We start from the raw sequence: 15668 nt of genomic DNA on the forward strand, positions 1-15668 counted from the left end.
TTCTATTTATCAACGATCTTGCAATAGTTTCAGCGATTTGGTAGAATTTCATAATCTAGGCTTAGTATGTAAATTTTCTAAAATCGCCGGAAGTAGAATTTAGAAATCCTTTATTTATAGATGTTTGAGAAATAGGGAAAGTGACGATAGGGAAAATATTAGTCAGTGATAGAGAGTTTTTTGGAGAACTTTAGAAATAAATTGATGTAGTTTTGTAAAGCGAAGTCAGAGCGAGTTGACAAAATAGACAGTTTATGATATGGGAATCAGCAAAGATATCATTCTATTCAAAGATATTAAAATCATGCTCATATAATATTTTTTGTAAAATTACTATATACTTAGTGATTTCAGTATTATATTTATAATATTAAAATTTGTGCTGAAAGGATATAAAAAAATGCTTGGATGGTTGTTTGGGGGTGTAGTTAAAAAATTTGAACGTGCAGCAAAAGACGTGATTCAAGAAAGTAGTCAAGAAATATCCAACTTATTTGATCATAAACTCAAACCTCTAGCTGATCAATTTGACTATGTATCACAACAACGTCTTCAAGAAATAGAAGATTTAGAAACTCAGACAAAAGTAGATATTGAAAACTTAATGAATCATGCTAACGATAAAGTCAAGGCTAATTTACAAGAAATTAATCAATTAAGAGAACAAGTAATTAAAGACTCACAACAAACAATTAGTCAAACAAACTTTTATTTAGAAAATCGCATTAATCAACTTTCATTAGCAGTTATGGAAGCTATTGCAGGTGTAGATAGTAGTTTACAAAGAGTCGAAAATTTAGAAAATCAATTATTTGCAGATGCGAGTCAACTGATAGATAAAATAGATGAAGCAATAGATGGTAAATTAGAATTTATTCGTAATGAATTAAAAAAACATTTACACCATGCTTTACCCAACCCCTTAGATAAATGTAGACAACAATTAGGAATTGGCTGGAAATTTGGTGGTAGTATTTCCGATATGCAGCTTTACAAATTAAATCAATGTTATGAATTGAGTAAATTAAATGAAAACACACCTATTGATCAAGTCTTAGAAACCTATGGACAATTACAACATAATGCCGCAATGATGGCCGCTTTAGTCAGAAAATCTCCAGAATTAAGACGTAGAGCAATTGAAGACTGGATGAAATATGGTTTATTATGTGAATTTTGGCGTAGTACAATAGCCGATTATGATCAAAAAGATCAATTGAAATTACAGGGTAGTTATTCACAACAAATGTTAAAAGGTAATTTATAACTATAAAGTAACAATAGGGTTAATTTTATGATTGCATCTGACAAGAACTGGAAAACACCTTTAGGAGTTTACGAAAAAGCAATAGAAGAATTGAGAAATGCGAGAACAGAATTACAAGAAACTCAAAATAATTTCCTGGTTACTGTTCAAACTTTGCACACAGAAATACAAACATTAAAATCTCAACTTCGTGAAACACAAGAGAAACTAGAAACCAGTGAACAAATAATCATAGAAACCAAAAGTAATTTAAGGCAAGCTACAGACGAAATAGAGAATTTAAAAGCTATGTTAAATGAACCAAAAGCAAATACCCAAATTATCCAAGAATTAGCAGAGATAAAAGCACAAATATCACAATTACAAACTCACATTCAACAACCAGAACAACCAACTACTGTACAGGCTTTATCAAATTTACAATTACAATTGTCGCAATTAACAGATGAATTAACTTTAGTATCTCATGCTTCGGGAATGGATTATAGAAATTTACAGCAATTATTATCTGCACAAAACTGGAAAGATGCTGATAAAGCAACCTATTCTATAATGTTGAAAATATCTGAACGTGAAAATGTATGTTGGTTAGATGATGGAGACATTAGAAAATTTCCCCGCTATGATTTACATATAATTAATCAACTTTGGGTTAAATATAGTGATGGTAAGTTTGGGTTTAGTATCCAAAAACAGATTCTTCAAAATCATAAACAGTTTACAGCTAGATGTGGTTGGATAGAAAATCTTGCTAAGAATGAATTGATAAAATACGAAGATTATAATTTTACTTTAGATGCAAATAGAGGACATCTTCCCTCAACACCTCGAATAGTCGGGTTAGGTTTAAGAAATACTAATGAAATTACCCACCGATTAAATATTTTTTACTCAAGATATTAATGGTTCTTCAGTACCTAATATGCTAAATTATGAGAATAAAAATTCTAAATAAGATCAAGAAGAACATCAAAGTCATTGATATTGTAGTTGACTTACGAGACTAATTTGTTGTTGACTGTAAGTGGTTTAAATTTGGGTGCATTTACCGATTATCTTATTTTAGACAGGGAATAGATTCCCTGACTTATTCTGGAGTGCGTAGTGCTGACAGCTACTTTACTAACCGCACAAAATTCTTCTTACCCACCTGTAGCACCTGATCATATAAATCATCAGGTGTAGAAAAACTTAAATCCGCATCAGCAATCTTATCACCATTTATCCTCACTCCACCCTCCTGAATTTTGCGTTTACCTTCCGCTGTACTTTTACACAAACCAGTAGCACCGAGAATATAAGCTAATTTAGCGGGAAATTGAGGAATAGCAGCTAGAGAAAATTCCGGTAATGCTCCTTCCTTACCACCACTTTTCGCAGCTTCCTTCGCTTCATTAGCCGCTTGTTCGCCATGATACTGACGGACAATTTCCCAAGCCAAAAACTCTTGGCGATCGCGCGGGTTTTCTGGCAGACTATGTAAAGGTAAATCTGTGAGCAGTTCAAAATACTGTGACAGTAAATTATCTGGCACACCTTGAAGTTTTTGATACTTTTGGGAAGGATGTTCACCTAAACCCACATAATTACCCAAAGACTTAGACATTTTTTGGACACCATCAGTCCCAATCAAAATTGGTAATAACAGTCCAAATTGAGGTTTTAAATTAAAATGACGTTGTAAATCCCGTCCCACAGCGATGTTAAATTTCTGATCAGTCCCCCCCAATTCCACATCAGCTTCCACAGCCACAGAATCATAACCTTGCATCAGTGGATACAGGAACTCATGGAGGAAAATGGGACTCTCTTGTTTATAACGTTCCGCAAAACCTTCTTTGGCTAACATTTGTCCTACGGTCATGGTTGAAAGTAACTCCAAAGTTTTCCCTAAATCTAGACGAGAAAGCCATTCTGAGTTATAACGTACCTCAAGCCTACCGGGTGTATCAAAATCTAAAATAGGACGCACTTGGTCAAGATAAGTTTGGGCATTTTGTGCCACATCAGCTTCCGTAAGTTGACGACGTACCTCAGATTTACCAGTAGGATCACCAATGCGGGCTGTAAAATCACCAATGATCAGTACCGCTGTATGACCAGCATCTTGAAATGCCCGTAATTTCCGTACAGGTATACTATGACCAAAATGAATATCTGCCCCCGTCGGGTCAATACCCAATTTAATCCTTAAAGGACGGTCAGAATTGAGTAACCGCTTTTCCAGACTTTCCGTGTCATTATCACCATCATGAGGTTGCGGAAAAATTTCTGCCACACCACGATGCAACCAAGAGAAATTTTGCGTCATACTAAGAAATCCGTGATTAACTATATTTTCCACTTTAAAAGTTAAGTTTGTTATGTTCACCAACCAATTATCCGTTCTTTGCTCTGTCAGACTACTATAATTGCAAAAAATTAACTGTCTTTTTCCATTTAATGAATTACATTTAAATTTACAAGTGAGGAAGTGAGATCGCCGTGTCGTCTAGGACTTTTGCAAACAAACAACCACAAGAGCAGGCTTCATCTGGATTTGAGTTTTTTAAAGGAGTCGGTCAGATAACTGGCGGTACTCTGCTATCCATAACACTCCTAACAAGCTCTATTGTTGCGGGAGGACTAGTAGGTTTAGCCATTAGTTTCCGCAATTTGCCAGATGTTAGACAAATAAAAAACTTTTTTCCCTCGGAAACCACTTACATATACGATATACAAGGTAAACTATTAACCAGTATCCACGGAGAAGCTAACCGAGAAGTAGTACCCCTGAATAAAGTTTCCCCCAACCTAAAACGCGCAGTTTTAGCCAGTGAAGATGGTCACTTTTACGATCATCATGGGATTAATCCTACCGGTGTTGGCCGGGCCATAGTTGTCAACATGGTAGCAGGTGGTGTGAAAGAAGGTGGTTCTACCATCACCATGCAGTTGGTAAAAAACCTATTTTTGTCGCAAAAACGGGCTTTTACGCGGAAGTTAGCCGAAGCTGTACTAGCAATTCGTTTAGAGCAAATTCTCAGTAAAGACGAAATTCTAGAAATGTATCTCAATCAAGTTTATTGGGGTCATAACAACTACGGTGTACAAACCGCAGCCCGCAGTTATTTTAACAAATCAGCAGAATATTTAACTTTGGGTGAATCAGCTATGATGGCAGGTTTAATCCAAGCACCAGAAGAATTTAGCCCTTTTGCCAGCGTAAAACTGGCGAAACAGAAACAAAAAGAAGTTCTGGGGCGAATGGTAGAGTTAAATTGGATTACCACAAAAGAATACGAGGATGCTCTCAAGCAAGAAATTAAATTTGGGAAAATCAAGTCTTTTCAAGGTAGCGCCTCACCTTACATCACCAATACCGTAGCCCAAGAGTTGAGGAAAAAATTTGGACGTGATGCCTTACTAAAAGGCGGAATGCGCGTGCAAACTACTGTTGATGCTAAATTCCAAGCAATGGCCGAAGAAACCGTCAAAACTTGGCATAACAGACTTCAGTCCCAAGGGTTATATAAAAATCAAATGGCCTTGGTGGCAATTGATCCCCGGACACATTTTGTCAAAGCTCTAGTTGGTGGCGTAGATTCTAAAGCCAGCGAATTTAACCGAGCCATTCAGTCCCTCCGCCAACCAGGTTCTTCATTCAAGCCCTTTGTTTACTATACTGCCTTTGCTACTGGTAAATATGCACCAGATAGCACAGTAGTAGATGCTCCAGTCAGCTACCAAGATGGTAATAATAGGTACTTCCCAAGAAACTATGATGGTGGCTTTGCCGGAGCGATGTCAATTCGCAAAGCCCTCGCTCAATCTCGCAACATCCCAGTGATTAAACTTGGTAAAGCAGTGGGGATGAATAAGGTCATTGAAACCTGCCGGACTTTAGGAATTATGAGTCCTATGGAACCTGTTACCTCTTTACCTTTGGGCGCTATTGGTGTCACTCCCCTAGAAATGGCCAGTGCCTATGCTACCTTTGCTAATTATGGCTGGCAGTCACCATCTACTGTAATTGTGAGAATTACAGATAGCGCTGGTAATGTGATTTTGGACAATACACCCAAACCTAAACAAGTTCTTGACCCTTGGGCATCAGCAGCGACTATTGATATCATGACTTCAGTAATGACTGAAGGTACAGGAAAAGGTGCTGCCATAAATCGCCCCAGTGCGGGTAAAACAGGAACTACATCCTCAGAAAAGGATATTTGGTTTGTCGGTACTGTACCACAACTAACTACTGCTGTTTGGGTGGGCAGGGATGACAGTAAACAATTGGCTAGTGGGGCAACCGGTGGCGGCATGGTAGCTCCCGTTTGGCGAGATTTTATGACCAAAGCCCTCAAGGATGTACCTGTAGAAAAGTTTAAGTCACCTTCTCAGTTCCCACGTCCTAAATCAAATTAATTGGTTAGTTGTCCGTTGTCAGTGGGAAAATTATTTCTCCCACTGCCTCGCCTGTTCCCTGTTCCCTGTCATTTTGTTTTTTCCAATTCCGCTTTCATCCTTTCTAATGTCACATTCATTTGCTCAAACATTTGTTGTGGAGTTACACCAAACTGACCTAGTTGAGTTTTTAGTTGCTGTATGGTCATTTGCGCCATAAAATCCTCTGATAGCTCAAAACGCTTCATAAAGACGCGATATCTGTCCATCATGGATTCCATTTGCTCAATAAACAGTTTCTTGCCCTCGCGGTCAAATTTGCCGTAGTTGTTGCCAAGCTGAATCAGTGCTTGATAATCTTCAAACAACTGTTTAGCTTCTTGCTGCACTATTTCAGAGTCGAAGAATCCCATTTTGCTTCTCTTTAACTGAGTGCTATGACTTCAGTAGCTTCAAATTTTGCCTATATTCCTATTTTAGTGTAGAAGATTCATCTAAAAAAACTACTTCGGTTAAAGTAGGGTTTTTTACCGAAATTTCACCACTTGACCTCATGTATAGTAGCTAACGGGGAATAGGTAATAGTTCTTTATTAGTAATTGTTTTTGAATTATAAATTATTTAAGTCCGTTTATTTGGATAAAAACTTACTTAATAAGGAAGCAATATTTAATGCCTTTACCACTGATTGAGGAGTATTTGTTTCATTTACTTGAATTTGCAAGAGGGAAGCGTATTTTAAAGCCAGTGGTTGTTGAGGATTAATTTTTAATGCTTGACGAATATAAACTTTGGCCATACCTATAAATTTTTGTTGAAAATGTACTACTCCTAGTAGTGCATAGTAGTCACTGTTAGCTGAGTTTAGCTTAATAGCATCTCGTAATTCTTGTACGGCTAAGTTCCATTGTTCTTGATTAGAATATTCTACGGCTCTTTCATAATGACGTTGGGCATAGTTTATTGGGTCTGGGTTGAGAATTGTGTTTGAAGATAAGGTTTTTTCAACTGTTTTCGTTTCTTGTTGGGAAATGATAGGTTTAGGTTCATTAGTTAGTGGTCGTTTTGATTGTTGGGATGACAAGTAAACTATATTTAAGGCATTTAACTGCTGTGTTACCTGATATGATTGAGAGACTGATTGATATTGAGCAGTTGAGTATGATCTAACTGCGTCTTCATAAAATAATTCGGCTTCTTGAGCAGACATTGTTGCTATGACCTGAATTATAGATACTTGGATGCCAACAGCTTTATATGAATCTAAAATTTTTGCTTCTGAACGCAGTATTGCTATGGTATTCAGGCGTTTTTTTGTATGTTTGAGTTGTTCATAAGCTGGGTTAATTAATTGTGTAAATACTGCACTAGCTAATTCTTGATCTGGTTTATTATTATTGATATAGTTATCAGGATGTAGCTGCTTTGCTAAAACATAATATCGTTTACTGATTTGACGCTCATCAGCATTTACAGAAACCCCTAGCATAGCATAAGGATCAATAAGCAGGTTTAGCCATTCTGTTGGTAGGGAGTTCTGTGACATTGTAGTATTATTCGCAAGTAAAGCCTTTGTTGGTAGTGGAGATCAAAACAGGTTTGAGTATTGTGACGATATTTGTGAAGTATTGATAATGTCCTAATGTTGTTTATATACGTAAATAAACTAAGTTAGCAACTGGTGATTAAGATGTTTTAATTAATTCTACTGTATTAGTTATATATACGATATGAATTATATGTTTTACTGTGTTTACTTTTATGAAGTTGCTATAATGACTGTTTGGTATTAAAAACTGTCAAATTAGCAGGATGAAAATCATATTTGATTTCTGAGAAAAACAAATGTAAAAAAATTAGGAGTCACCGAGTCATAATAATTGTAAAATCAGGAATTAACAGATTGGAGATTTTCTCAAAATGATCAAACATGATAGTAAAAGTTTTATCTACCTCTTTTCTTTACCTGTTGACTGTTACATAGATTAACGAGTTAGTTTACGAATCAAATATTAGTCCTATAGCTATAGATAAAATGATGTTAACTAAGCGAAAAAGCCGCAGTATTGCTGCTATTTTAGCATTTTCTGGGACACTGACGATTTCAGGTTTACATAAATTTTACTTGGGGCAGCCACTTTGGGGAATCCTGTATGTTTTGTTATCTTGGACACCTATTCCCAAGGTAGCTAGTGCTATAGAAGGGGTTTGGTATTTAACTCAAGATGAAGAAACTTTTGATCGGTATTTTAATTTGGGTGAGTCAGTAGCTCAGGTATCTCCTCAAGTTGGCAATCAAGTAGAATCAGTAGCTAATGCCTTACGTGAGTTAGAAGCATTGCGTCAAGATGGATTAATTTCTGAATATGAATTTGAGCAAAAACGCCGTCAGATGTTAGATCGGATTTAGGCACAAGGTAAAAAATTGGTTTGAGTATGAATAAATGGCTACCTTTAAATCTGAAATTACAAAAGCTCCGCGCTAAGTTACTGAATGACCCTTATTATCGTTTACAATCGGGGGAAGAAGTGCAAATGGCGGCTGAATTGGGTTTGGGCATTGATGCTAATCAAGCGACTGTGGATGATTGGCTGCGTTTACCTGGCTTATCAATTCACCAAGGGCGATCGCTTGTGGAACTTTCCCGCGCGGGTCTGGTATTCTACTGTATTGAAGATGTAGCTGCGGCTTTAGGTTTGCCAGTACAGCGATTAGAACCCCTAAAACCCCTATTAAATTTTAATTATTATGACAATAACTCCCTGGATAAACCCCAGCCGATTAACCCTAATACAGCTTCGGTAGAGAGTTTGTCGAAAATTCCTTTTATAGATTTATCCCTGGCACAGACAGTTGTAGAAAATCGTTTGGCTGCTGGTCCTTACCGAAATTTGGCCGATTTCCAGCAACGGTTAAAATTACCAGGGGATGCGATCGCTCAATTAATGTATTATTTGCGGTTTTTGTAGGGGCGCAGTTTCTGCGCCCAGTTTCTGCGCCCAGTTTCTGCTAAATTAAGCCGATGCGGTCAAGAGGCCAGAAACGAAATGTGGCACGACCGATGAGATTTTCACTAGGGACAAAACCCCAATAGCGAGAGTCATTACTATCATTGCGGTTATCTCCCATGACGAAAAATGCGCCTTCTGGGACTTTGATTTCTGGAAATGGGCTATTTGGTTTTTCAGCGATATAGTCTTCTGTTAAGGCTTCACCGTTGAGGTAAACTTTGCCTTGGGTAATGCTAATTACTGCCCCTGGTTTACCAATTACCCGTTTAATAAAGGCTTGATTTTGAGGATATCCCCGCCGTTGTAATTCTGGTGGTGACTGAAAAACTACGATATCGCCAGTTTTGGGAGGATGAAGCCGATAAGAGACTTTTTCTATAACTAAGCGATCGCCTGTGTGTAAGGTAGGATACATTGATTCGGAAGGAATTAAGCGTGGTTCAGCAATAAAAGTCCGAATCAGGAGTGCTAAACAGAGGGCAATAGTTATTAAAACTAAATTTTCCTGCCAACCACTCCATATTTTTGTTTGTGGAGAAGTTTCTTTTATATCACTTTCGTGAGGAGTCATAGTCAAGAGTATAAGGGGTGTAGGGGTGTATGGGAAGAATTTACCAATTACCAATTACCAATTACCAATTACCCATTACCATCATCTGATTTAGCGGTAATCACTTCTGTGGGACGGAGGACTTTTTCACCCCAATGAAATCCGCGACGGACAATTTTAGTAATTGCTTGATCTGGGATATCTGTTCTTTCTTCCCGATCAATGACACGACATAAATTAAAATCTGGTTCTGTGCCTTCCTGTAATTCTATAGGTAAAAGTTGACGCTTTCCTAATACACTGAGAAATTTCCGATTAACTACAGATAAGGATCTGGGTAAACCTTCTATAAATTCTGGACTAGGATGGGGATTATTTTCTAGATAGTCTAATAAAGCTTCTAAGGCATCAGCAACCTCTAAAAGTTCTAAAAATAAATCTTCTGTTTGGGCTGTGCTTTGGGTTTGCTGTTCTTTCAAAGATTGCTGTAATACCAGATTATCTTTTTGAAGAACGCCGAGTTTTTGTACGAGCAATTCTCGTAATTCTAAGCTAATCAGATAGTTGGGGGATAAGTCAGACACGGGAAATCTCTTTAGATAACATAATTAATCAAGATTTTTTTAGCCCAAGTGTTGATTTGGGGATGAGGATAATTACTCAAAAGCTGACATAGACTGAGGGCTGTTTCCGCAGTGATTACCGCTTTCCTCAGTTGTGTTTTTTGGGCGAAATTTTCAGCTTTCTGACTAGCTTGCTTGAAGCTGTCAACTATGCTCATGGGGTTTTATTTTTACAGGTACTAGGAATTTTTAACACCTGATCTATATCTAACTTATTTTCCCGTTTTTGTAATTCAGAGTTAGCGGCAACTATTAATTGCCAATCAGTAGGTTTACTACAAAATTTTGCGGCAATACTACTGAGAGTATCTCCTGATTTAACAGTATAAGTAACTAGTGATGGGGCTGGTTTGGAGACGACAGGAGTAATTATCTGTGGAGTGGGGTTGGGATTAGTAGAAGCTGTAGGATTAGGGACAGTTGCGGTATATATAGCTGTTTGTAGAGCAAAAAAACTACCTCCCGCACCGATGGTAATGCCTATCATCAACATTAAGATAGCGATTCCTGTTGTCCAAGATTTTGGCCGCTGGGGTAATTCTTCTAAGGAGCGAATTAGATAAATATCTGTGTCACAATTAGGACAGGTATTACCCTCAATTCCTTGATACCCGCAAACAGGACAATCAATTTTAGTTTTGGTGTTCATCGTCTAAGTCCCGTGATCATTCTATACTGTGATACTCCATTCAGGAGATATTATTAGTATTAATAGCAAATTGTAATTCTTGACTCAAGTTTTGTAACCGTTCTTGCTAAAGTTGGGGAATCATCGAACCGCAACAATTGATCAAGCTCTCGCAGCTACGCAATAAATACTCTGCATCTAAGACCCAAGCACAAATAATCCTGCCATGCAGCTTCTGTAAATGTGAGTTTCATTCTTCAATTAAGGCTTGCCATGATGAAAATTCGTCTAGGGAAATTAAAATAGCCTTGTTGCCCTTATCATTACAAATAATAGTTGGTTCTACATCTGCAATCACGTGATCTATCAAACCATCTAAGTCATGACTTGCTTGTTGAGTAGTTATTGCATCCATTTTATCCTCCTTTATTTGTTAAGTAATTAGTTAAATTCTAACTTATAAATTTTATGATTAAAGTAAAATTAAGAAAGAGATATTTCGAGAATTTGTATCTCAACTTAATCTTTTATCTTAGAGGAATTGGTAGATCGTTTTACTCTACAGCTTATGTTAAATATTTATCAATAGATGGAATTTTAAATCCTACTCATTTTGAGCATCTTGAGTACACCCATAGTATTTAAAATTGGTGATTTTCTCATTTTCGATTTCCTTTAACAAAATTTGTTTTATCTCCGACTTGATAGTTCCTTTTGGAGAAATGTCAAAAGACATATTTCTAATATTTACTTCCATTTCTGCATCATCATTTTTTGTCCGTCCATAATCTGGAAATCCTACTGATATTACACATTCTCCAATGAGTCCTTTGACATTAAATTTAAATTTAGAATCTACGTTATAAAGATGAAGAAAATCATAATAGCTTTTATTGTCAAAAAAGAAAGTTTGATGTAAAGCATTACCATTTAATTTTAGGTCATCAATTTTTCGTTCCATCCACTCAATACCTTGTGGAAGAGGATTACTTGTATCTGGAGAAAATTCAATATCTACGATATCAACAAAATCAAGCATTATCGACTTAGAATTCTCCGTTAAGGAAAGAAGATATTTAATCCTACCCGAATTTGAAAATCTCGAAAAGAGAATTTTTTCAATTTTTTTTGATTGATCTATGTGACCTTTATCTTTGAAATGTTTTACTAAACTACTAGAAACCTTTGACGCAACATACTTAGTTTCATTTGCAGTGTGTGTCACGACTATTTTAATATCTCCTTCTTCTTCCATCCTCTTTAACTCTAAACTACCTGAAAATGTACTTTTATTAGTAGCCCAGTTTTTCGACATATCTTCCCGTTCAACTGAAAAATCCATCCTTATGCAGTCTGGATCACCATTAACTGGAACAAAAGTTGGACTTCCAACAACTTTATAGTTAGAAAATTCTAAATCCAAAACAGAATTAATATTCAGTCTTTCTGGAACGCTATCAAATAATGTATCTTTTGACTGCCACTCAATTGTTTGGGTAATAATTTTTGGGTTATCTTCTTTTGAATTTTGACATTCTCTTAGATAATCAAATTCACTTGGGCTGAGGATTGTAGATGACAAGATTGGTATAGTATCTTGTTTCTCTGTGTTATGCGTAAATACTCCACGATTTCTAAGCACGTCTTTAAGGTCACTTTTTCCTACAAATGACTGCTCCATAAACCCACGAAGAAGTTCTCCATAAGGCAAAATCTGATCTATATCTTCAGGTTCTTTATTCATTGCTCGTATTCCTAAAGTCTGTTCGATAACTAGAAACTCTAACTGTTTCAGTAAATTTTTTATCCCTAAAGCTAGATTTTGCCTCATTCACCTGATTTTCGTGCTGGATTCGATCATAATTTGGAAATAGAATCAGCGTGTCCTTTGCAAAATTTGATGTAATTTCATAAGATAGTCCCATCAACCTCTTTAAATGATCTTGTTGAAAATCATCTGTTACAGCTACAACAAACGTCTTGCTATCATCTTTATTACTAAGCTTCAGCGGCAGTACACCAGAATTAACAAACTCTACAGGAAGGATTTTACCTGACGATTGTTTATTAATAGGATTATAGTTTTTACCAGTATTAGGATAAAAGAATTCAATTTCTGAGTTCGGTTTATTGCTTGATAAATATTTAATAACATCATAAATAAAACTTATGCACTTGTTATCTACCACATAAATTGAATTATATTTATAATCTTCAATACCGCGGACACCGGCAACTCTTTGAAGTATATCCCCTGTTCCTGAGGCATCATTACTTAACCAAAAAAGGACTCCGATTTCTCTAGCATTATCTATGCCCGAAAATTGACTACTAGAGGACTGACGAATTTCTGATCCTTTGAAGCACTCCATTGTTTTAGCCAAATCTAAAAAATGCTCTTTAAATTTGCTGTTGGGATTTTTAGGGTATGGATCTAGTGTGTATTTGACCGAAATGACTAGGTGGTCAAGTGTTCTATTGGAAAGTTGAGATTCGTAGGAAAATAAATAATCTATACCATGAGTGGTTCGAGGTCTTTCTCCATTTTTATGACGCTGACCTTTCATACAGGGAAGGGTCAAGTTGCGTTGTGAGTCTCCCCAACCTATCAATTCAAGGAATTCTCTAACGATTTCTTCTCCTATTTCACCAATTCTTCTAGACCACTCTCCCATAATAATATATATTCCTTAATACACGTATGAAGTTCTAGTTAAGTAGCATAACCATTTATTGTCTTGCAACTCTCTGTTGATAAATTTAACGGATTTCGGTGATGAAAGAAAGTATCATAAACGATTTGACAGTACCATAATATCCAGACAATATCAATAAATTTTCTGGCTACCGTCAATATCTCAGTTATATATAGAATTTTCCAAATGACTACCTAACTTCATACCCAAATTAAAGGCTTTTGTGTCCATTCCTCCCCAATCGCCAGAATTTCTATGCGTAAACTCAGTCTCAAATAAAACCTGTAGTTTCTCTATAAGCGATAGCGTTCGCGGAGCGTTCCGGAGGGTACTAGCGCTGCTGCAAGCAGTTCGCCTGATAAAACCCCAATTTAGTTTTATCCTGGAATAGTGGACTTGAAAAAACTTCAGCTTTGCCGATAGATCAAGTTATAACCAGCATTTCTGGGGACTGATAGCGATATTCGAGCCACAAACTACGTAACCCCAGCGATGGAAACGCTTGCAAAGCGTTCCATCAATAGTTACACTTTTTAAAATATTCTCATTTTTGTTTAGCAATTACTCAAACACTCAAACAGCTAGTTCTTGACAAAAGAACTGAATCTATGGTAGTGCGTCGGTATTGCCAAACTCAAAATCAGCAATAAAAAAACTCAGAGATTGTTCAGATTGGCGGTTTCCGTCTTTTTTGAACCTCAGTAAGAAAATTGCTTTGTAAACATAACTATCTAGGAGGCTTGTTAGTCAATGGGACTACCTTGGTACCGAGTACATACAGTCGTACTGAATGATCCAGGTCGGCTGATTTCTGTACACTTAATGCACACAGCTTTAGTAGCTGGCTGGGCAGGTTCAATGGCACTGTACGAACTAGCCATTTATAACCCTAGTGATCCAGTTCTTAACCCCATGTGGCGACAAGGGATGTTCGTACTTCCCTTCATGGCACGTTTAGGCGTGACCGAATCTTGGGGCGGTTGGAGCGTAACTGGTGGCACAGCAGTAGACCCCGGTTTCTGGTCATTTGAAGGCGTTGCTGCTGCTCACATTGTTCTTTCTGGTTTATTATTCTTGGCTGCCGTTTGGCACTGGGTTTTCTGGGATTTGGAACTCTTTAGAGATCCTCGCACTGGTGAACCTGCACTAGACTTACCAAAAATGTTTGGTATTCACCTGTTCTTATCCGGTTTACTTTGTTTTGGTTTTGGTGCTTTCCACCAGACTGGACTATTTGGTCCAGGAATGTGGGTATCTGATGCCTATGGTATCACTGGCAGTATTCAGCCAGTAGCACCAGAATGGGGTCCGGCTGGGTTTAACCCCTTTAACCCCGGTGGTGTTGTTGCTCACCATATTGCGGCTGGTGTAGTCGGTATTATCGCGGGTTTATTCCACCTGACAGTTAGACCTCCAGAAAGGCTCTACAAAGCCCTCCGGATGGGGAATATTGAAACCGTACTTTCTAGCAGTATTGCTGCTGTCTTCTTCGCTGCTTTCGTAGTGGCTGGAACTATGTGGTACGGTAACGCTACGACCCCAATTGAACTCTTTGGCCCTACCCGCTACCAGTGGGATCAAGGCTACTTCCGTCAAGAAATTCAGCGTCGTGTGCAAACCAGTGTTGCCGAAGGTGCAACTCTTACTGAAGCCTGGGCGAAGATTCCTGAAAAGCTGGCTTTCTACGATTACGTTGGTAATAGCCCCGCTAAAGGTGGTCTATTCCGTACAGGTGCAATGGTGAATGGTGATGGTATTGCTGAATCTTGGCAAGGTCACGCTGTGTTCACAGATGCCGAAGGACGGGAATTAACAGTTCGTCGTCTGCCTAACTTCTTTGAAACCTTCCCAGTAATTTTGACCGATAAAGATGGTGTTGTTCGTGCTGACATCCCCTTCCGTCGGGCAGAATCTAAATATAGCTTTGAACAAACTGGCGTTACTGTCAGCTTCTACGGTGGTAATCTGAATGGTAAAACCTTTACAGATCCCGCTGATGTCAAGAAGTATGCCCGCAAAGCTCAAGGTGGGGAAATCTTTGAATTTGACAGAGAAACTTTGAAATCTGACGGTGTATTCCGGACTTCTCCCAGAGGTTGGTTTACCTTTGGTCATGCTGTATTCGCTTTATTATTCTTCTTTGGTCACCTGTGGCATGGTTCACGGACAATTTACCGTGATGTATTTGCCGGTGTGGAAATTGAAGAAGAACAAGTTGAATGGGGTCTGTTCCAGAAGCTGGGTGACAAGACAACTCGCCGGAGAACGGAAGCTTAAAACTTGGATGAGGTGTGAAGTAGATTTTTCTACTTCATGCTTTTTCCCCGGCTTGGTAAACTAAAATTACTGGCTCAATAGGCAGGATCTGAAAAATATGGAAAGTGTTGCTTACATCTTGATTTTAACCCTAGCAATAGGTGTTCTCTTTTTTGCGATCGCCTTCCGCGAACCCCCTCGGTTTGAGAAAAAAGAAGAAAAGAACAATTAGGTTGTTAAAACCAGAATT

Annotated in this window: 17 protein-coding genes; 7 read left to right on the forward strand and 10 right to left on the reverse strand. The window is 37.7% G+C overall.

Going from position 1 to position 15668, the window contains the following annotated elements; genetic code table 11:
- The first annotated feature begins 400 nt into the window (after window positions 1-400).
- Together FJR11_RS18110 and FJR11_RS18115 are read left to right on the forward strand one after the other, a co-directional pair.
- Window positions 401-1267: a hypothetical protein gene (locus tag FJR11_RS18110; RefSeq protein WP_168506166.1), complete on the forward strand. Its 867-nt coding sequence runs from the start codon at window positions 401-403 to the stop codon at window positions 1265-1267.
- A gap of 27 nt (window positions 1268-1294) precedes the next feature.
- Window positions 1295-2170, forward strand: a complete 876-nt coding sequence (locus tag FJR11_RS18115) for a GUN4 domain-containing protein (protein ID WP_168506168.1) — start codon at window positions 1295-1297, stop codon at window positions 2168-2170.
- Between the two features lie 211 nt (window positions 2171-2381).
- Here the strand turns inward: FJR11_RS18115 and tyrS are convergent, their stop codons facing one another.
- Window positions 2382-3578, reverse strand: a complete 1197-nt coding sequence (tyrS, locus tag FJR11_RS18120) for a tyrosine--tRNA ligase (RefSeq protein ID WP_174763107.1) — start codon at window positions 3576-3578, stop codon at window positions 2382-2384.
- A 173-nt stretch (window positions 3579-3751) separates the two neighbouring features.
- Here tyrS and FJR11_RS18125 point away from each other — a divergent pair, with 173 nt between their 5' ends.
- A complete protein-coding gene (locus FJR11_RS18125; protein WP_168506172.1) occupies window positions 3752-5674 on the forward strand; it encodes a transglycosylase domain-containing protein in 1923 nt (640 codons plus the stop codon).
- Window positions 5675-5742: 68 nt separating this feature from the next.
- On the opposite strand, the gene FJR11_RS18130 is transcribed toward FJR11_RS18125, so the two are convergent.
- Both FJR11_RS18130 and FJR11_RS18135 read right to left on the reverse strand, forming a co-directional pair.
- On the reverse strand, window positions 5743-6066 hold the full coding sequence (locus FJR11_RS18130; protein ID WP_168506174.1) for a DUF1825 family protein: 324 nt from the start codon (window positions 6064-6066) through the stop codon (window positions 5743-5745).
- Window positions 6067-6284: 218 nt separating this feature from the next.
- Entirely contained in the window at window positions 6285-7199 is a 915-nt protein-coding gene (locus FJR11_RS18135) for a J domain-containing protein (RefSeq protein ID WP_168506176.1), read from the reverse strand.
- A 492-nt stretch (window positions 7200-7691) separates the two neighbouring features.
- Here FJR11_RS18135 and FJR11_RS18140 point away from each other — a divergent pair, with 492 nt between their 5' ends.
- Both FJR11_RS18140 and FJR11_RS18145 read left to right on the forward strand, forming a co-directional pair.
- Window positions 7692-8063, forward strand: a complete 372-nt coding sequence (locus FJR11_RS18140; protein WP_168506375.1) for an NINE protein — start codon at window positions 7692-7694, stop codon at window positions 8061-8063.
- Between the two features lie 26 nt (window positions 8064-8089).
- Entirely contained in the window at window positions 8090-8623 is a 534-nt protein-coding gene (locus FJR11_RS18145) for a ComEA family DNA-binding protein (RefSeq protein WP_168506178.1), read from the forward strand.
- 40 nt (window positions 8624-8663) lie between these two features.
- Here the strand turns inward: FJR11_RS18145 and lepB are convergent, their stop codons facing one another.
- The 7 genes from lepB to FJR11_RS18180 form a co-directional block, all read right to left on the reverse strand.
- On the reverse strand, window positions 8664-9236 hold the full coding sequence (lepB, locus tag FJR11_RS18150) for a signal peptidase I (protein ID WP_168506180.1): 573 nt from the start codon (window positions 9234-9236) through the stop codon (window positions 8664-8666).
- 68 nt (window positions 9237-9304) lie between these two features.
- A complete protein-coding gene (locus FJR11_RS18155; protein ID WP_168506182.1) occupies window positions 9305-9799 on the reverse strand; it encodes a nucleotide exchange factor GrpE in 495 nt (164 codons plus the stop codon).
- An 11-nt stretch (window positions 9800-9810) separates the two neighbouring features.
- Window positions 9811-9996, reverse strand: a complete 186-nt coding sequence (locus FJR11_RS18160; RefSeq protein ID WP_168506184.1) for a hypothetical protein — start codon at window positions 9994-9996, stop codon at window positions 9811-9813.
- Window positions 9993-10487 carry a LysM peptidoglycan-binding domain-containing protein gene (locus tag FJR11_RS18165; RefSeq protein ID WP_168506186.1) on the reverse strand — a complete coding sequence of 165 codons (495 nt, stop codon included), beginning with the start codon at window positions 10485-10487 and terminating at the stop codon, window positions 9993-9995. The genes FJR11_RS18160 and FJR11_RS18165 overlap by 4 nt, the downstream gene beginning before the upstream one ends.
- 229 nt (window positions 10488-10716) lie before the next feature.
- The gene (locus tag FJR11_RS18170; protein WP_254444780.1) at window positions 10717-10881 is read right to left on the reverse strand and encodes a type II toxin-antitoxin system Phd/YefM family antitoxin; all 165 of its coding nucleotides are present in this window, start codon (window positions 10879-10881) and stop codon (window positions 10717-10719) included.
- A gap of 189 nt (window positions 10882-11070) precedes the next feature.
- Window positions 11071-12210 carry a hypothetical protein gene (locus FJR11_RS18175; protein ID WP_168506188.1) on the reverse strand — a complete coding sequence of 380 codons (1140 nt, stop codon included), beginning with the start codon at window positions 12208-12210 and terminating at the stop codon, window positions 11071-11073.
- Entirely contained in the window at window positions 12203-13141 is a 939-nt protein-coding gene (locus tag FJR11_RS18180; RefSeq protein WP_168506190.1) for a hypothetical protein, read from the reverse strand. The genes FJR11_RS18175 and FJR11_RS18180 overlap by 8 nt, the downstream gene beginning before the upstream one ends.
- 771 nt (window positions 13142-13912) lie before the next feature.
- Between FJR11_RS18180 and psbB the strand changes: the two genes are divergently transcribed.
- Both psbB and FJR11_RS18190 read left to right on the forward strand, forming a co-directional pair.
- A complete protein-coding gene (psbB, locus tag FJR11_RS18185) occupies window positions 13913-15439 on the forward strand; it encodes a photosystem II chlorophyll-binding protein CP47 (protein WP_168506192.1) in 1527 nt (508 codons plus the stop codon).
- A 97-nt stretch (window positions 15440-15536) separates the two neighbouring features.
- The gene (locus tag FJR11_RS18190; RefSeq protein ID WP_168506194.1) at window positions 15537-15650 is read left to right on the forward strand and encodes a photosystem II reaction center protein T; all 114 of its coding nucleotides are present in this window, start codon (window positions 15537-15539) and stop codon (window positions 15648-15650) included.
- The last annotated feature ends 18 nt before the right edge of the window (window positions 15651-15668 follow it).

The organism is Anabaena sp. UHCC 0187, from assembly GCF_009712035.1.
Lineage (GTDB): Bacteria > Cyanobacteriota > Cyanobacteriia > Cyanobacteriales > Nostocaceae > Dolichospermum.